Origin of the sequence: Streptomyces fuscichromogenes (assembly GCF_014645815.1) — a bacterium.
Classification (GTDB): Bacteria; Actinomycetota; Actinomycetes; order Streptomycetales; family Streptomycetaceae; genus Streptomyces; species Streptomyces fuscichromogenes.
Genome location: NZ_BMML01000015.1, coordinates 155,927 through 173,435 on the forward strand (window position 1 = coordinate 155,927; position 17,509 = coordinate 173,435).

Genomic DNA, 17,509 nt, shown 5'->3' on the forward strand with positions numbered 1-17,509 from the left:
CGTTTCTACTGGTCGTCGGGGTAGGCGCAGGGGATGCAGAGCCCGAGAGAGGCGGGGATGACGTAGCCGGCGTCGGTGCGGCACTTCGGGCAGGTCCGGCGGGCGCGCATCGCGCACTCCAGCGCGCGGCGCCTGCCCGGTGTCATCGGCCGGACCGGCAGGGCCTTGTCGAGCCGGTAGAGGTAGGCGACCAGCGGCCCGCGCCGGTAGCGCGGTCGCAGGATCTGCCCGGCCACCGGCTGGCCACCCGGGCGCAGCCCGCGGGCCCGTAACTGCCGTCTGGTCGCCAGCCCGTCGGGGGCGTAGCGCCAGGGGTAGGTGGGGATGCCGAACCGGGCGCCGTTCGGGTCGAAGCACTTGCCCCACGACGCCATCAGGCCGTGGTCCCGACCGGTGCAGGGGCGGGTAAGTCGCCGTAGCCGGTCAGCTCCAGCACCGCGCCCTCGTAGTCGATGGACGCTTCCAGCACCCGAGTGCGGCCCCCGCCCTGCTCGCGGTAGGTGACGTCGTCCGGGGCGATGCCCAGCGCGTCCCGCCAGGTCTCGAAGTCGGCCAGGTCCTCGTGGAACCTCAGCCGCAACCGGTCCGGGAACACGGTCGACACGTCAACGTCCGGCGCGGGCAGGTGCCCAAAGTCCGCAGCGAGCAGACGCAGCACCCGCAGCGGCACGGCCAGGCCGTCAAGCGTCAGTTCCTGGCTCATGCCGCTGCCCCCCGGCGGACCGGACGGCGGCGGGCCGGGCGGACCAGCGGGACCACGTTGAACAGCTCCGGGTGGTCGTCGACCACCCGCGTGGCCAGCCGGATCAGGTCGTCCGGCAGACTCGCGAACTCGGGGTCGGCCAGGATGTCGCGAGCCGCGTCCAAGCGGGCCGCGCGTTCCTCGTCGCTCTCGCCCTCGGCCCCGAGCCAGAGTTCGACCGGGGTGCCGAGGGCCAGTTCGAGGAAATCCTGGGGGTTGTCGGCCCGGTGGCCGGACACGAAAGAACGCATGGGAGCTCCCAGCTCGAAGGGGTGAAAGACGGCCGGAGACCGCGCGGAACGCAGCGGCGAGAGAGCCGGCCGGTGAGGGTGGCCACCACCGCGAGCGCGGCGGGCCACAGTGCCCCGGCCGGGAGTCGAACCCGGCCTTGCGACCATCGGGGCAGTTGAAGCGGATCGGAGGTCAGCGGCGGCGCAAGCCCCACGAGATGAGAGCGCTAACCTGGTCGGTGACGTCGGTGACCCGGCCGGATTCCAGTTCGTCGGCGCGGTCCTCCAGTTGCTTGGCCCGCTGCGCGTTGCCGTGGCCGCGGGCCCAGTCGGCGGCCTGCCGGTTGTCGTCGGCCTGGCGCCGCATCCGGTCGGTGATCTTCCCCATGTCGGGTTCCTCTCAGGTCTGCGAACAGGTGGCGGTGCGTGCCCCGGGCCGGATCCGATCCGACGCCCTTCACGGCTGGTTGCCGGGGCTGTAGAAGCGGGCGGAATGGGTGTTACCGGGGCTGCTCGGTCAGGTGCGCCGCGTCCTCGTAAGCGGTGCGGATCTCCTGCTGCTGCCAGGCCCGCTCAGCCGCGGCCGGAGCAGGTTCCTGCCGGCCGAGGTCGGCCGCCCACGCGTCCGCGCTCGCCTCCAGGTGCCAGGCCGCCGGGTCCGTCGCCATCAGCACACCCCCTCGTACGCGGCGTGCACGGCCGGGTGACCGGCCGGGTACGGGTGCGGGCGAGGGGGACGGACGGGAAGCGGCGGCTTCGTCCTCTCGTGCTCGGTGTCGGCCATCAACGACCGCCCCGGGCACGGGCGTTGTCCTCGCTGCGCTTGTTCGCTTCCGACGCCTTCCGGGCCAGGTCCGCCCGCTCCGCGTCTGTCAGACTGGTGATCACAGGTGCCTCCAACCAGGTGCCTGTACGCGGTCCCTCGGGTCGCACCCCGGGGGACCGCTCTTGTGTGGTGGGGCCGTGAATTCCGGCTCCCCCCGCCCCGCCCGGACGGACCTGCGCACTAGGTGCGATCCGCACGGGCGGGAAGAGGCAACCGGCCGTGGCGCTAGCCGCCGCGAATCGGTGGAAGGTGACCGGTCGCCCGCAGCACTTCAAGGTGCTCACGGACCGGGGATGGAACGGCGCCGCCGTGCCGGTCGATCACGGCCGCGCCCATCGCTTTCGTCGACTCACTGCCACTCCTTCAAACCGCTGAACAGGGAAAACGCACTGCAAGGGGGACCTTGTCCCCACTCGCCGGCCGTTGCTCGCGGTCACCGGGCCACCTCGCCAGTCGGGCCGAAGCCCTGTCCCCTGGCCTTCACGGACGGTCTTGCAGCGCGCTCCGCCCTTTTTTGTGCATTTGTGCAGGTCAAGCAAGCGCGACAGAGGCGTTGTCCCGACGATTCGAGATGTCCGCTCCGGCGCAATCCATAGACTGGACCGGTGGACCGGTCCAGTCAAGCGACAACTCTCCCTCGCATGAAGAGATCTGACGGTCTGTGCAGGTCGGTGGCGTGAAGGAGGGTCAAAAAAAGCTGGACCGGCGGACCGGTCCAGCTGGGTTATGGGTAATTCTGGGCTACATCGCATAGGTCTCCACCTGTTCGTAGTGAGGGGAAGGCGTGACCCCTTCCTCGCATACGAGCGGGCGACCCTCCTGGTCGTAGGCCGTGTGCAGAACCACGGCAACCGCCGTAGCTTCAGACAGGCCCAAGTGGTGGCGTTCGGTCTCAGTTGCCAAGCGGACCGTGATCACGTCCACCCCCTCTGAGGGGAAGCGGCCGGTCTGTCGGCGTACGTAGCGAGTCGTCCCCTCCGGAATGGGGGCGGTCTGCGCAAGCCGTGGGGAAGCTTCTGCGATCTCGGGTGGGAACCATGCTTCCGCGTAGCTGTGCGGACTCCCGTCCGGGAGCTGGTGAATTCGGATACGCCGCAGTGTTGAGACGCCCGGATCCATGCCCAGTACGGCGGCAACTCGTGCAGGTGGCTCCGCCCAATCGGGCTCGCCGACGCGGAGGAAGGGCATCCCGCCTGTGACACGGGCTGTGCCCGCCCGTCGTGCGCCCGCAGGGCGTGCGACGGGCGTCTCTGTCACGACGAAGCCTGTCCCCTGCTTGGCCACGACAACGCCATCGTTCCGCAGCACATCCATCGCCTTGATGGCAGTCGCGCGGGAAACCGACCATTGCTCTGCCAGATCGCGCCCTGAGGGCACGGTCTCACCCGGCGCGAACTCGCCGGCGGCGATGCGGGCGCGCAGCGACTCCGCGATCTCCTCGTACTTCAGTAGCGCCATGGCTGCCTCTCTGGTCCCTTGCTGGACTGGTCCACCGGTACACAGCATACTGCCGCTATGTCTAATTTCGGATTGGCTCCCTCCGTTCTGCGCTTCTACGGCGAGACTGTCGATGAGAGCAGGCGCCTGCACCGCTCAGCGGATGGACGTCTGGAACTGGCCCGGACCAAGGAGCTTTTGCGCCGTTACCTCCCGCCGACGCCCGCGAGCGTGCTGGACGTCGGCGGCGGGCCTGGCGTGCATGCGGAGTGGCTGGTCAAGGACGGATACGCGGTCTCTCTGGTGGATCCCGTCCCCCGTCACGTGGAGCAGGCATCCGCCATCTGCGCGGCGTCTCTTGGAGACGCGCGAGCGCTGGACGCGAGTGACCACAGCTACGACGTGGTCCAGCTACTCGGCCCGCTCTATCACCTGCCCGACGCCGCTGACCGCCGTATGGCACTCTCCGAGGCTCGGCGCGTAGTCAAGCCCGGTGGCCTGGTGGCCGCAGCGGCTATCAACCGGTATGCCTCGCTTTTCGAGCACGTCACGTATGCCCATCTGCACACTGAGCGCATGTACGAGCCGGTGTCCAAGATCCTCCGCACAGCAGTGCACGACGGCGACCACTTCACCCTGGCGTACTTCCATCGGGCAGAGGAACTTGCCGACGAACTTCGCGAGGCGGGGTTCACCCACGTCGAAGTGTTCGGGATCGAAGGGCCAGCCTGGTCCCTCGTCAAGGCGGTCGAGCAGCAGCCTGGCGACGGGCCTACCGATGACCTGATCGCCTCAGCCATGGCAGCCGCGCGGATGGCTGAGCCGTACCCGGAACTGCTCGCCGCAAGCTCGCACCTTCTCGCCATCGGGCGGGCTCCCGCTGGCGGTACCCCCTGACCCACTCTCGGGTAGCTAACTCGCGGCGAAAGACGCAGGTCAGGTCCGATCGGGCGAGGCGCCGCCCGTCTCAGCTTCCGTCTCATTCACCCTCGTCCGACGCCGTCCGCAACGGTTCACATGTCGGACGAGGGTACGGGAATGAACGAGGATGCAAGGCTTCTTGTCGCTAGGCCCCCTTCTCAGGTGGGCATCCTTCCTGTCATCCTTTAGTGCTGATCTCACGTTGGGCATAGTTGCTCAGGATGCGAACGGGGCCCCTGAATGGGTGATCGCTACGGCAATTTCGATCCGGAACAACTGCCGTTGCCGCCTGAAAATTGGGATATCTCGGAGAATGACAAGCGCCCGGAGGGCGCTTATGCGGGAGAATCTCCGGACCTGTCAGGTGACGCTATATCCGACGTGGCTCGTGAGAGTCTTCGTTACTACGGGCAAGTCCGTGACCGTTATCGACGAATGCATCGTATTAGTGAGGTCGCTTCAATCGCGGCAGGGGCATTTACTGTTGTTGCGGCGGGCCTTCGGGCGCCCGCCGCAATAACTGTTGTCTGTGCAGGGGTTGGTGTGTTTATCGCAGGAATCCGTCAGGTATTTGACCCGCTTGACGAGTGGGCGCGAGCTGTTCAAGCTTGGACGACTTTGCGATCCTCGCTGGTGCGGTACGAGGTGGCTCGTGGAACGCCTGGCGAGAGTCGAGCAAGGCGGGCACTGCTCGATACCACGTTGAAGGTGTCGGAGGATGACACTGATCGCTGGATCGCGGCAAAGAGGCGTGTCGCAAAGGAGCTGAAGACTCAGAACGGGTGACAGAGCGAGAGTGCTGTACCCGGTCTCAGTTGTGGTTTCAGTTGCCTTGCAATCCACCAGCGTCCCGAGTGGTCCGGCACAGTCGGAACTGGCTGTTGAGCAGGGAGGAAGCCCGATTCCTGGACGTCCGTGTACGCTCCCGGACTAAGATCCGACAACTTGTAATGCGTAGGTCGTCGGTTCGAATCCGACAGGGGGCTCGGACAAGGCGGGCCCCCCGCACGCAGGGCCTGTGAGCTGGTGTTCTCGGCCGCGCCCTCCGATGCCGGGCAGGTACGGCATCCACCCCGCACGGAGCGCCCGGCGGCCGGTGACGGCCGGCGCGTCGTGGGGCGGACGGCCGCCGGTCCCTTCGTCTCTCCCGGTGTTCCCGTGTTTCCCGTGTCTCCGTGTTTCCCGTGTTTCCGGCGCGGCCTCCCCGCCCGCCGAGCTGCTCAGGGGGCTCCGGCGATGCCCGGGGCGGCTCGTGCGTGAGAACCCTCATCCTCGAAACGGAACCTTGCCGCGGCTCAAACGCGTCGGTGGCCCGACGTAGCGTCCTCCGTGAGACACCCCGGTGACGCCGACAGGCCCCGGGACCGCATGGGGGCGTATCCCGCGTCGATCCGATGGGGATCCGGTTGGTAGGGAGTGGTATCGGTGCGCTTCGGGCTTTCCTTTCTTCCTGACTGCACGCCGGAGACGAAATCTCCACAGACCTACTTCAGCGACGCGCTGGAGTTGTCGGTCCAGGCCGAGATGGGCGGTCTGGATTCGGTGAAGATGACCGAGCACTATCTGCACCACTACGGCGGCTACTGTCCCAGCCCCCTGGGTTTCCTGTCCGCCGTGGCCGCCCGGACGAAGTCCGTCAGGCTGATGACCGGCTGTGTTCTGCCGGTGTTCCACCACCCCGTTCAACTGGCCGCGGAAGCCGCCCAGGTGGACGCGATCAGCGGCGGCCGGCTCGACGTGGGATTCGCCCGGGCGTATCTGCCCGACGAATTCGACGCGCTGGGCCTGGAGATGGACGAGAGCACCGACCGGTTCCGCGAGACCATCCGCGCGGTGCTGCGGATCTGGACCGAGGAGAAGGTCAGCGAGCAGACGCCGTTCTTCTCCTATCGTGAGGTGACCGGCCTGCCGCGGCCCACCCAGCGGCCGCACCCGCCGGTGTGGGGCGCCGCGGTACGGACCCCGGAGAGCTTCACCTGGCTGGGCACGGAAGGGCTGGGGCTGCTGATCACCCCGCTGATCTCGCCGCACGAGTTCCGTGACCACCTCACCCTCTACCGCGACGCGTTCCGGACCGCGCACGGCGGCTCCGCGCTGCGGCCACGGGTCGCGGCCAGCCTGCCGCTGGTGGTCGCGGACACCGACGAGCGCGCGGAGGAGCTCGCCGAGACCTACCTGCGGCGCTACCTGGACGTGTGGGCGGAGGCCGTGAGCCCGTGGGACCGGCGGGAGTCCTCGGCCTACCGCGGCTACTCCGGGTTCGGCTGGATGCTGCGCGGTCTGCGGCCCACCACGCTCTACACCGAGGGCGGCGCGATCGTCGGATCGCCGGCCACGGTCATCGAGCGCATCCGCGCGTTCAACGACCACATCGGCGGCGTCGACCAGATCCTGTGGCAGATCGATTTCGGCGCGATGCCGCTTCCCGAAGCTCGGCGGACCTTGGAGCTCTTCTGCGACAAGGTGCTGCCGGAGGTGAAATCGCTGTGACCTGAGAGTGCGGCCGTGGCGATATCACCGGTCAGAGAAATCGCAGCGGGAAAGGGGGTGAAAGACATGGAGGAATTCGACGAGTTGGTGCTGGACGACAGTGCCTTCGAGCTGGTGGACCTGGGCAAGGTGGTGCCCGCCTCGGTGACGGCCGGTTACGGCCTCACGGAGCTGTCCGCTTCCGGTGGCCAGAGCAGCTGTTGCTGCTGCTGCCCGTGCTGCTCCTGCACCTGATCGGACACGGATTTCCGGTCCTGGTCTCCGGTGCGTTTCTCCCCTGTCGGAACCGAGCGGGAAAGGGGGTGAAAGACATGGAGGAATTCGACGAGTTGGTGCTGGACGACAGTGCCTTCGAGCTGGTGGACCTGGGCAAGGTGGTGCCCGCCTCGGTGACGGCCGGTTACGGCCTCACGGAGCTGTCCGCTTCCGGTGGCGCGAGCAGCTGTTGCTGCTGCTGCCCGTGCTGCTCCTGCACCTGATCCGGGTGCTGATCCTTCCGGCACATGTGCTCTAGCCGGTGCGTGTACGTGAAAGGGGACCGGGTGGCTCTCGGTCCTCCTGCTGGCCAGTTGTCGACCAATTCACGAAGAAGCGGTGGTCATGGAAGTAGATGTCGAGAAGGTGCGGCCGCGACTGCGCGGGGACGTCTACGTCATGCGCGTCCAGGAGGGTGCGTACATACGCAGCAACCTCGGCGGGTCGATGCTCAAGGGCGCGTCGACGTACGAGTGGATCCAGCGGATCGCGCCGATGCTGGACGGCACCCGGACCCTCGGCGAGCTGTGCGCGGCCGTGCCGGAGTCCAGCCGTGCCGCCCTGGCCAAGCTGATCCTGCTCCTGCACGGCAAGGGGTACGTCAAGAACGTGCTGGACGACCGTCCGCACACGCTGACCCCCGACCTGGCCAGGACCTACGCGGCCAACATCGCCTTCGTCGAGTACTTCACCGATTCGCCGGAGCTCCGCTTCGAGCGCTACCGCGACAGCACCGTCGTGCTGGCCGGGTCCGGCCCGCTGTTGCAGGCCCTGGCCAACTCGCAGCTGCGCGCCGGTGTGCGCGCACCCGTGCTGGCGCCGTTCGCCGAGTCGCCGTTCGACCGCGACCGCGTCGCCGAGCACCTCGCCGCCGCGCGGGAACAGGACCCGGAGCAGCGGATCGGCTACCGGGACGGTGACGCCCGCGACCTCGGCCAGGTCGTGGCCGACGCCACCATGGTGCTGCACGTCGCGGACCGCCCCATGATCGACCGGGCCCGGTTGCTGCCCGTCGCGGCCGGGGCCGCGGGCGCCTCTTCCGCCCAGGCCGTGGTGGTGGGCGACGAGGCCTGGATCGGCCCGGTGACCGGCAAGGACGGCGACGCCACCGCCTGGGAGTCGGCCTGGCGGCGGCTGTGCGCGCTCGCGCCGGACACCGTCGGCGCGGATCTGCGCGACCATCCGGAGGCGGCGCCGAGCGAGTTCCTGCGCGGTCCCACGGTCGCGCTGGTCGCCAACCACCTGTGCTTCGCGGCGTTCCGGCATCTCACGGGGATCGACGAGGGCACGGGCGCCGATCACCTGGTCCGGTTCGACCTGGAGACGCTGGAGACCGCGAACCACGCCTTCGTGCCGCACCCGCTCGCGCTGCCCGCCGTCCCCGACGACCCGGCCCGGCTGTCCGCGCTGGCGGGCGCGGCACCCGTCGACGACGAGGAACTGGCCCGGCGCGCGGTGGACTGCGTCGACCCGCGGACCGGCCTGTTCGCCGAGATCACCGAGCGCGACTACGAGCAGCTGCCGCTGTTCGTCAGCGAGGTCGTGGTCTCCGACCCGGTCGGCCTGGCCGGCGGTCCGTTCCCGGTGCACGGCTACGGCGAGAGCGTGGTCGAGTCACGCCAGCGGGCGGTCCGGCGCGCCGTCGAGCGCTACGCGGCGGTCATGGCCGACCCCCGCCGGGGCGACCGGCTGCACGGCCTGGACGTGCTCACCGGGGAGCCGGTCGCGGTCGACGCCGCGGCGGTCCTCCCCGCGCCGACCGCCGCTTCCGGACGCGACTGGTCGCAGGCCGTGCGGGCCGCCGTGGTCGCGCTCGCCGACGACAGCGTCGTCGCGGCACTGCCGACCGCGACCGGACCGCTGCCCCGGCTGGACCTGGACGGCGCCGGACTGACCCCGCGCGGTGCGCGCTGCCTGAAGCTGCTGGAGATCGTCGGGCAGTCCGTCGAGGTCCACGATCTGTCCGGCCTGCTCGGGCTGCCCGCGTTCGCGTTCACCACCCCGCAGGGCACCGTCGCCTACGCGAGCGGTCTGGAGGCCGACGCCGCGCTGGAGCGGGGTCTCGAACAGACGCTGCTCGCCTACCAGTCCCGGACCGCCGACCAGCCCGGCTACGCGCCGGCGCCGGTACCCGAGCTGCCCGCCCACCTGCGGGGAGAGACGGGATCCCGGCCGGGCACGGGATCCCGGCCGGACTCCGTGACCCTGGAGGAGGCGGTGGCGGCGCTGACGCGGGAGGGCGGCCGCGTGGTCGCCGTACCGCTCGACCACGATCCCTTCCTCGCCCGTACCTGTCCTTTCGTGGTGCGAGCCGTGGTCGTCCATGGCTGATCGGCCACAGGTGCTCCGCGAACCGCGTCAGGTGGTCGTCGGGCCGTGGCCGCCGGGCTGCCCGGAGTGCCTGCGCACGCGGCGCGCCGCGGCGGCGTCCGCCGAACGCGCCGCCGAGATGGGCGTCGAGGTGCCGGACCGGGAGCTGCCGACCTTCCTCGCGGACACCGTCGCCGGGCTGGCCGCGGCCGGTCCCGAGGCCCAGCGGTTCTGGACCGTCGACACGGCCACGCTCGCGCTGTCCCGGCACGGCTTTCTCACCGATCCGCGCTGTCCGCGGTGTTCGGCCCCGCCCGCCGACACCGAACAGGGCGCGAAGCCCGTCCGGCGGGCGCGGGCCAAGCTCTCGCCCGGGTCGAGCCGGGTCCGCGAGCTGGACCGGAACGCGCTCGCCGCGGCCTACGTCGACGGACAGAGCGGCCTGATCCCGTCCGTCACCTCCTACACGCAGCACGCGTTCCCGTTCACCGAGGCCGTCCTGGCCGTGCCCGGGGTGTCCAGGGAGGCGGCCGGCTACGGCCGTACCCGGGACTTCGACTCCGCGTGGTCCATCGCGGTGGCGGAGTCGCTGGAACGGCTCGCCGCGTACGCGCCGGCCAAGCGGACCGGCGTGACGGCCGGCTACGCCGACGTGGCCGACGACGCGATCGACCCCCGCTCCCTCGGCCTGTATCCCCCCGACCGGTTCCTGGTCCCGGGCTTCCCGTACCGGGAGTTCACCGAGGACGCGGTCACCGACTGGGTGTGGGGCTACTCGTTCGGCCGCGGCCGGCCCGTGCTCGTACCGGAGAGCTTCGTCTACTACCGGCTGCCGAAGCCGCCGGGCGGCGGCCACGGCTTCGCCTGCGAGATCTCCAGCGGCTGCGCGCTCGGGGGGTGTTACGAGGAGGCGGTGCTGCACGGCATCCTCGAAGTCGCCGAGCGCGACGCGTTCCTGCTGGCCTGGTACGGGCGGACACCGCTGCCCGAGATCGACCTGGCCACGGTGCCCGACCGCCGGATCCCGCTGGTCGCCGAGCGCGTCGAACGGCAGGGCTACCGCGTGCACGTCTTCGACACCACGCGGGAGCACGGGATCCCGTCGTTCTGGACGCTCGCCGAGGACGTCACCGGAACCGGACGGCCCAGGGCCGTCTCGACCGGCGGCAGCGGACTGGACCCGGCCGCGGCGATCCTCGCCGCGCTGCACGAACTGAGCCAGACCGTCGAGTACGTCACCGTCCTCGCGTTCGACCCGGGCTGGCGCGACCGGGCCCGGCACCTGGCCGGCCATCCGGACGACGTGGTCTCGATGGCCGACCACCTGCTCTGCGCGGCCGACCCGGACAGCTTCGACCGGTACTCCTTCCTGCTCGACGCCCCGCAGCCGCTGGCCTGGGACCGGGGACTCGCCCGCTGGCACTGGCCGCGCCACCCCGACATCGGCGCGGATCTCGACGAGGCCGTACGGCGGTTCGCCGCGGCCGGCATGGACGTCGTCGCCGTCGACACCACCTCCACGGAACAGACATCGGGAGGCTTCAGATGCGTCAAGGTGATGGCACCGGGCTCGGTGCCGATGACCTTCGGACACGCGGCCCGGCGGGTGACCGGCCTGCCCCGGCTCCCCGAGGTGCGCAACCCGCACCCGCATCCGTTTCCGTGACCGCGCGCGAGGACGGCGCCGGCCGGGAGTTCTGGCGGGTCAGCCTGGAGGACCTCGCCGTCGCGATGGAGACCCGGCAGTCGGAGTACGGCAACCCGGACGAGCCGCTGAAGTTCAAGATCTACCGGGGCCGGCCCCGCCGCCCGCTGACCACCAGGGTCCCCAGGGAGCTGACGAGGGTCACGGCGCTGGACGAGCCCGCGCTGTCGACGCTGCTGCGCTACGGCTACGGCATCTCCCGGCAGGAGTTCGACACCGACGGGACCTGGCCCTACCACCGGATGGTCGCCTCCGCGCGCTGCCTGTTCGGCGTCCAGCTGTACGTGTGCCTGGCCGACGGCGTCCACCACTACGACGCCCCGCACCACGCGCTGGTGCGGCTGCGCGAGGGGGACCACCGGCGCCTGCTGGCCGACGCGGCCGGAGCGGCCGGCGACCTGCCGGAGGCCGTGTTCGTGCTCGCCGGGCTGTTCTCCAAGACCGCGTACATCTACCGCGACTACGCCTACCGGCTGTGCACGCAGGAGGCCGGTCTGCTCGCCGGGAACATCGACCTGGTGGCGCGGGCCATGGGGCTGCGCGCCCATGTGCACCACCAGTTCGTCGACGAGCCGGTCAACCGGCTGCTCGGACTCGACCAGGACGAGGAACCGGCCCTCGTGGTCCTGCCGCTGCACTTCTCCGCCGCCGGGATCCGGCGCGCCACGGCCGTCCGGACCGCCGAGGCGCTGGCCGCGGCCCTCGACCCGATCGAGCCCGCCGTCGTCCCCGGCGGGCTGAGGGTCGCGCAGGCCTGCCCGACCCTGACGAAGGTCAACCGCGCGTCCCTGCGCACGGACACCGCGGGCTTCGCGACGGCCGGACCGGACGCCCTGCCGGAGTCCGACGCGTCCGGTGGCGTACCGCTGCCCCTGCCCGCCGCCGACGTCCCGGAGGCCGGCCTCGCCGGCGTGCTGCGGGCGCGCGACTCCGGGCCCGGGGTCTTCCGGCCGGTCGCCTCGCGGGTCGACGGCGTCGAACTCTGGACACGGCTGGCCCGCGCCCGCACCGGGGTGACCAGCGACGCGGTTCCGGCCGGCGGACCCGCGCCGCTGGAGGTCTACCTGACCGTCGGCGACCTCACCGGGATACCGGCGGGCTGCTACCGGCTCGACCGGGACACCGGCGCACTGCATCCGGCCGGTCCGGCGGGCGGCGGCAGCGACGCCCTCACGGCGATCGAGCGCGTCACCATCCCGGGGCCGGTCTTCCGGCACATGAACGCCGTCGTGCATCTCGTCGGCGACCGCGACTGGGCCTTCGACACCTTCGGCGACCGCGGCTACCGCGTGCTCAGCCAGGAGGCCGGGTTGCTCGCGCACCGGGTGTGCGTCGCCGCCGCGGCCCAGGGCCTGTCCGGCCGGATCGTCAACGCCTACCACGCCGAGGGGGTGCGCGCGGCCCTCGGTCTGACCCAGCGGCGCCACACCCCGGTCTTCCAGATCCTGCTGGCCAGGACGGGGCCGGGCGGACGCGTGATCGTACCCGTCGAGCCCGAGGCGGTGGAGTGATGGACACGCTCAGGGAAGCCTCTGCCGACAGGGAAGCCCCTGCCGACGCGGCCCGCTATGTGCTCGGCCCGGCCGCCGTGGTCCGCCTCGCGGGCAGCCCGGTCGCCGCGCTGGACGGGCTGCGGTGCGCGCGGAGCTGGCGTACCGCCCAGGACCTGGTGCGGCTGCGCGCCGGGATCGCCGAGACGACCGGCGGCCTGTCCGACCTGCTGCACACGGCGATCGGCGCCGCGGGCGACGGGGAGCTCAAGGCCAGGCTCGTCGCGGTGCGCAGGGCCGTGCACCGCGGTCGCCGCGTCGATCCCGCCCGGCTGGCCGGCATACCCGCCGAACTGCTCGCCCCGGTGCGGGACTGGACGGCGCGGGTCGCCGAACGCGACCGCCTGCTGGCGCTGCTGCCGGTCCAGGTCGAGGAGGACCGGGCCGCGAGCTACGAGGCGCTGCGCGACGCGGCCCGGGTGCCGGCGTTCCAGCTGGGCCTCGTGCACGCCAACCCGGACCTGTTCCTGGCCCTGCACAAGTGGTTCGGCACCGGACGCGCACCGCAGCGCCAGACCGTGCTGCGCCTCGCGCAGTACCTCGCCCGGTCCGCCGCGAAGACCAGCCCGTACTCCACGTTCACCACCAGCGGCCTGGCCGCGTGGGGCGAGGCGGACGGGATCGTCGAACTGTCCGGCCCGCCCGCCCCGGGGCGGCTCGTCGCGACGACCGCGACCGAGATCAGCGTCGGGTCGCTGCACCGGATCGCGCGCGCCCTCTGCGAACGCCCCGAGTTCGTCGGCGGCTGCCGGGTCCGGATCAACCCCAGCGCCACGGACGTCGACGGCGCGCTGGTGTTCCTGGGGCGTCGCCCCGTCGAGTACGTGCACACCCTCGCCCTCACCCCGACCCTGCGCCGGGTGATGGAACTGACCACGCACGACAGCACGCTGGACGAGCTGCGGGGCAGGCTCCGGGCCCTGGCGGGCGACGGGCACCAGGTCGACGTGTTCCTGCGCCGGCTGGTGGCGCTGGGCCTGCTGGAGCTGGTCCCGCCGCTCGCCGACCAGACCCCGGACCCGGTCGCCGACCTGCGCGGCTGGCTGCACCGGCACCGGCAGCCCGGTCTGGAACGGCTGGACCGGACCCTGCACGGGGTGCAGGAGGCGCTGTCGACGTACCCGACGATCACCGCACCCGCCGACCGGGTCGCCGTCCGCGACGCCGTGATCCGCGGTCTGGACACGGCACTGCGCGAGGTGGGCGACCACGCCCACACGAACAGCCCGAAACTGGCCCAGGAGTTCGCCCGGTACAGCTTCTACGAGAACGCGGTGTACCCCGGTACGGCGGCCGTGCTGGACCGGCGCGCCTGGCGGCCGCTGCTGGACGACCTGGACGCGGTGCGCACGCTGCTCGGTCTGATCGGCCCCGATCTGCCGTTCAAGCTGACGCTCGGCTCGCTGTTCCAGAGCCGGTATCCGGCCGGTGCGGAGGTTCCGCTGCTGGTGTTCTACCGGGACGTGCTGGCCGAGCAGTCCGCCGGGGCCGGGCCGTCCGCGCTCGTGCACAGCCGGTTCGCCGGCCCGGACAGCCCGGTCGGGGCGGTGCGCGAGCTGTACCGGCTGCGCACCGCCGTCAAAGGGTTGCTGGGTGAGCGGACGCCCGACCCGGACGGGGTGGTCCGGGTGCGTCCCGAGGAGGTGCGCGCGTTGGCCGAGGACTGGCCGGACTGGGTGCGCACACCGACGTCCGTCGCGGTCTACTGCCAGCTGGCCGACGCCCCGCACGGCCCGGAACTGGTGGTCAACAACATCGGCTGCGGCTTCGGCCGGGGCCGCAACCGGGTACGGCAGATCCTGGACGTGCTCGACCTGCGGGCCGGCCTGCCGGCCGAACCGGGGCCGGCCGCCGGCCACGGCGACGTGCTCTTCGCCGAGTTCGAGGCCGTGGCCCGGTCCGCCGTCAACGTCAGGAAGCCGGGCGTCCGGCTGGTCGTCGACTATCCCGGGGTGCGCAGCGTGCGCGAGGCCGCCGACCTGCTGCCGGTCAACGACCTGTACGTGCGGCGCGGCGACGACGGTCTGCTCGCGCTGGAGTCGCGGCGGCTCGGCCGGCGGATCTGCCCGGTCCACCCGGGCCTGGGCGCCGACCGGCTGCTGCCGCCCGCCGCCCGCTTCATGCTGGAGGCGTTCGGCGAGGCCAACACCTGGTTCGGCGCGCACACCGAGTTGCGGATGACGTCGGACCCGCGGGCGGACGACGGCGTCCGCCACCTGCCCCGGCTGATGGTCGGCGACGTGGTGCTGCGCCGCGCCATGTGGATGACCCGCGCGGACCGGCTGCCCCGGCGGGCCGACGCGACGACCGACGCGGCCTGGATGCTGAGGACGGCCGACTGGCTGGCCGAACACGGCATCCCCGAGCGCTGCTTCGTCACCGTTCTCGACCCGGCCGTCCTGGCCCCGGGCGGGAGCGGCCAGGGGCCGAGCAACGACACCAAGCCGAACTACGTGGATTTCGCGAGCACGCTGCTGCTGCTCGGGTTGGAACGCAGGCTCGCCGAGCCGAACTCGATCGTGCAGATCAGCGAGATGGTGCCGGACCCCGGCCACGTCCGCGGCGAGCACGTCGCCGAGTACATCGTGGAACTGAACGAGCCCGGAGTGACCTATGTCTGAGCGCAGTTGGGTCAGCGCCCACCTCTTCTACCACGGCGATCAGGACGCCGCGATCGTCGGCGTCGTCAGGCCCGCGGCCGAGCGGCTGCGCCGGGCCGGACTCGCCGACGGCTTCTTCTTCCTCCGCTACTGGGAGGGCGGTCCGCATCTGCGGCTGCGGGTGCTCACCTCCCCGGAGCACGTCCAGGAGGTCCGTTCGGTCATCGAGGAGACGGCCGCGGAGTTCTACCGGACCTCGCCGTCGCACTCCTCGATGACCGCGCAGGAGTACGCCGAGTCCGCGCCCGGCCTCGCCGGGCTGGAGCGGATGACCGACTACGACACGGAGTTGCACCCCGACAACTCGGTGGCGTTCATCGACTACGTCCCGGAGACCGAGGTGTTCGGCACCGGCCGCTCGCTGGCGGCGGTCGAGAGGCAGCTCATGGCGGCCAGCGCGCTGGCGGTCGAACTGGTCGCGCGCGGGCGCACGCCGGGACAGCGGGCCATGGACGCCTTCGCCATGCTGGCCGCCAACCGCACCCTGTTCACCGGCATCCTGCCCGAACTCGCCTACCAGGCACGGTTCCTGGTGGAGAGCGGCGGCGGGGCGGCGCGGCTGCTGGAATCGGCGGAGTTCGAGAAGCACTTCGACGCGAACAAGGCCGCGCTGCGGGCCGGCCTGGAGGCGGTGTGGGCGTCGACGCGTGGTGTGGCGCTGCCGGACGCGTCCGTGGCGAACAGGTGGCTGACGACCATGCGGGACCTCAACGACACCCTGGTGGAACTGGAGTTGCTGGGCGAGCTGGACGCCTATCCCAGCTTCGAGGCCCCGGCCGACGTGCTGGAGCACATCAACCACCTGGTGCCCCAGCTGATCGTGGAACGCTGCGCGCATCTGATGTGCAACCGGCTGGGCATCAGTCTGGCCCAGGAGTCCCATCTGCGGCTGCTGCTGACCAGGACCGCGTTCGACCTGTGTGCGGTGTGACGCCATGACCAAGGGGACCACGCGCTATCACGAGGACGTCCACACCCCGACCGAGGTCGCGAACCCGGGGTCGTACCCGCCCCGGGTGGTCAAGACCTACCCGGGCGCGCCGCGGCACCCGCTGCCCTGGCCGCCGGAGCGGTCCGCGCACCGGCTGGGCAGGCTGCTCGCCGATCTCGGCGGCATCACCCGGTCGCAGTGGCTGACCCCGCTGGACATGCTGCCCTTCACCGACAGCTTCGAGGCCATCCCGGACGCCGATCCGCTGCAGTGGCTGGTGACCCGCCGCCCGACGCCGTCGGGCGGCGCCCGCTACAGCGCGGAGTGGTACGTGCTCGCCGGCCCCGACTCCGAGGTGCCCACCGGCGTCTACTACTACGACCCGGCCCGGCACGACCTGGTGCGGCTGCGCGCGGGCGACTACCGGAGCTGGGCGGCGTCCCGGCCGGCCGGGACGGTCCTCGTGCAGACCAACGTGTTCTGGCGGCTGGCCGCCAAGTACGGCGAGATGTACTACCGCCTCGCCTGCCTGGAGGCCGGCATCCAGGTGGCGCAGGCCCTCGTGGTCGCGGAGGGCCAGAACGCCACGGCCCGGCTGTGCTTTCCCGACGCCGATGTCGCCGAGGTGCTGGGGCTCGACCCCGGGGAGGAGGGGGCGCACGCGGTCGTCGAGCTGCTCCCGCCGGTGCCCGCCGGGTACGGCGGGCCCTCGCTGGCCGCGTTCCCGCGCGCCCACGGTGCCCACACGGCCGTGCTCGCGCAGAGCCGCCCCGGCCCGGAACCGCTGCCGGCCGCGCCTTCGGGAGAGGGCAAGCGGGTCGGCCTGCCGCACGCGGCACCGGATCTGGCGGCCGGCACCCGGACCCGGCACGCGGCCATGCGGGGCTTCAGCGGCGCGACCATGTCGGCCGGCGCGCTGGCCACGATTCTCACCGCCTACGCGCAGGACGCCCGCTGGGACCTGCCGGCCAACCTGGTCGAGTTCTACTGCGTCGTCGCCGACGTGACCGGCGTCCCGGCCGGTGCCTACCGCTACCACCCGGGCGAACACGAGCTGGAGCTGGTGGGCGAGGGCGACCCCCGGCAGCGGCTGCGCGAGGCGGCGCTGGCCGCGCTGACCCAGCAGGGCGCCCGCACGGCGAACGTGTGGCTGCTGCCGGTGGGAGACGCCGAAGCGGCCGAGGAGCGGTTCGGCGCCCGCTGGTACCGGGTGCAGCAGGCCGCCGCCGGTGCCGCGCTGCACCGGGCCTGCCTGGCCGCCGCGACCGTCGACGTGGCGAGCCGGATCCAGAACGACGTGCTCACCCACCTGCTGGACACCTGGTTCGGCCTGTCCGGGCGCCGCCGGAGCCTCCTGGTGGCCCAGTTCGGCACCGAACACCCCGGCGGACTACGCCCCGAGTTCCGGCTGACGTGGTGAGGGCGGGCGTGGTGCGGGCCGACGGGGTGCGG

General features: G+C 71.6%; 17 protein-coding genes. 11 read left to right on the plus strand and 6 right to left on the minus strand.

Annotated features, from left to right (window positions below):
- Positions 1-5: 5 nt before the first annotated feature.
- The 6 genes from IEZ11_RS29945 to IEZ11_RS29970 all read right to left on the minus strand — a co-directional run bounded on the left by IEZ11_RS29945 (position 6) and on the right by IEZ11_RS29970 (position 3,256).
- A complete protein-coding gene (locus IEZ11_RS29945; RefSeq protein ID WP_189266034.1) occupies positions 6-374 on the minus strand; it encodes an RRQRL motif-containing zinc-binding protein in 369 nt (122 codons plus the stop codon).
- A complete protein-coding gene (locus IEZ11_RS29950) occupies positions 374-703 on the minus strand; it encodes a hypothetical protein (protein WP_189266035.1) in 330 nt (109 codons plus the stop codon). The genes IEZ11_RS29945 and IEZ11_RS29950 overlap by 1 nt, the downstream gene beginning before the upstream one ends.
- Positions 700-993 carry a hypothetical protein gene (locus IEZ11_RS29955; protein WP_189266036.1) on the minus strand — a complete coding sequence of 98 codons (294 nt, stop codon included), beginning with the start codon at positions 991-993 and terminating at the stop codon, positions 700-702. Before IEZ11_RS29955 ends, IEZ11_RS29950 begins: the two co-directional genes overlap by 4 nt.
- A gap of 172 nt (positions 994-1,165) precedes the next feature.
- Positions 1,166-1,360 carry a hypothetical protein gene (locus IEZ11_RS29960; RefSeq protein ID WP_189266037.1) on the minus strand — a complete coding sequence of 65 codons (195 nt, stop codon included), beginning with the start codon at positions 1,358-1,360 and terminating at the stop codon, positions 1,166-1,168.
- 112 nt (positions 1,361-1,472) lie between these two features.
- Entirely contained in the window at positions 1,473-1,640 is a 168-nt protein-coding gene (locus IEZ11_RS29965; protein ID WP_189266038.1) for a hypothetical protein, read from the minus strand.
- A gap of 899 nt (positions 1,641-2,539) precedes the next feature.
- Positions 2,540-3,256, minus strand: coding sequence for a GntR family transcriptional regulator (locus IEZ11_RS29970; RefSeq protein ID WP_189266039.1), 717 nt, complete (start codon positions 3,254-3,256; stop codon positions 2,540-2,542).
- 57 nt (positions 3,257-3,313) lie between these two features.
- On the opposite strand from IEZ11_RS29970, the gene IEZ11_RS29975 reads away from it, so the two are divergent.
- The 11 genes from IEZ11_RS29975 (at position 3,314) to IEZ11_RS30025 (ending at position 17,477) form a co-directional block, all read left to right on the plus strand.
- A complete protein-coding gene (locus IEZ11_RS29975; RefSeq protein WP_189266040.1) occupies positions 3,314-4,132 on the plus strand; it encodes a class I SAM-dependent methyltransferase in 819 nt (272 codons plus the stop codon).
- A gap of 264 nt (positions 4,133-4,396) precedes the next feature.
- Positions 4,397-4,942, plus strand: a complete 546-nt coding sequence (locus IEZ11_RS29980) for a DUF4231 domain-containing protein (RefSeq protein WP_189266041.1) — start codon at positions 4,397-4,399, stop codon at positions 4,940-4,942.
- 639 nt (positions 4,943-5,581) lie between these two features.
- The gene (locus tag IEZ11_RS29985) at positions 5,582-6,646 is read left to right on the plus strand and encodes an LLM class flavin-dependent oxidoreductase (RefSeq protein WP_189266042.1); all 1,065 of its coding nucleotides are present in this window, start codon (positions 5,582-5,584) and stop codon (positions 6,644-6,646) included.
- Positions 6,647-6,712: 66 nt separating this feature from the next.
- Positions 6,713-6,880, plus strand: coding sequence for a thiomuracin/GE37468 family thiazolyl RiPP peptide (locus tag IEZ11_RS29990; protein WP_159027190.1), 168 nt, complete (start codon positions 6,713-6,715; stop codon positions 6,878-6,880).
- Positions 6,881-6,957: 77 nt separating this feature from the next.
- A complete protein-coding gene (locus IEZ11_RS29995; RefSeq protein ID WP_107067791.1) occupies positions 6,958-7,125 on the plus strand; it encodes a thiomuracin/GE37468 family thiazolyl RiPP peptide in 168 nt (55 codons plus the stop codon).
- 121 nt (positions 7,126-7,246) lie between these two features.
- The gene (locus IEZ11_RS30000) at positions 7,247-9,232 is read left to right on the plus strand and encodes a hypothetical protein (RefSeq protein ID WP_189266043.1); all 1,986 of its coding nucleotides are present in this window, start codon (positions 7,247-7,249) and stop codon (positions 9,230-9,232) included.
- On the plus strand, positions 9,225-10,877 hold the full coding sequence (locus IEZ11_RS30005) for a TOMM precursor leader peptide-binding protein (protein WP_189266044.1): 1,653 nt from the start codon (positions 9,225-9,227) through the stop codon (positions 10,875-10,877). The genes IEZ11_RS30000 and IEZ11_RS30005 overlap by 8 nt, the downstream gene beginning before the upstream one ends.
- Positions 10,874-12,427: a SagB family peptide dehydrogenase gene (locus IEZ11_RS30010; protein ID WP_189266045.1), complete on the plus strand. Its 1,554-nt coding sequence runs from the start codon at positions 10,874-10,876 to the stop codon at positions 12,425-12,427. The genes IEZ11_RS30005 and IEZ11_RS30010 overlap by 4 nt, the downstream gene beginning before the upstream one ends.
- Entirely contained in the window at positions 12,427-15,087 is a 2,661-nt protein-coding gene (locus IEZ11_RS30015; protein WP_189266046.1) for a lantibiotic dehydratase, read from the plus strand. Before IEZ11_RS30010 ends, IEZ11_RS30015 begins: the two co-directional genes overlap by 1 nt.
- Positions 15,080-16,057 (plus strand): lantibiotic dehydratase C-terminal domain-containing protein, encoded by a 978-nt coding sequence (locus IEZ11_RS30020; RefSeq protein ID WP_189266047.1) that lies wholly within the window; start codon positions 15,080-15,082, stop codon positions 16,055-16,057. The genes IEZ11_RS30015 and IEZ11_RS30020 overlap by 8 nt, the downstream gene beginning before the upstream one ends.
- Before the next feature lie 4 nt (positions 16,058-16,061).
- Entirely contained in the window at positions 16,062-17,477 is a 1,416-nt protein-coding gene (locus IEZ11_RS30025; protein WP_189266048.1) for a nitroreductase family protein, read from the plus strand.
- Positions 17,478-17,509 lie beyond the last annotated feature (32 nt).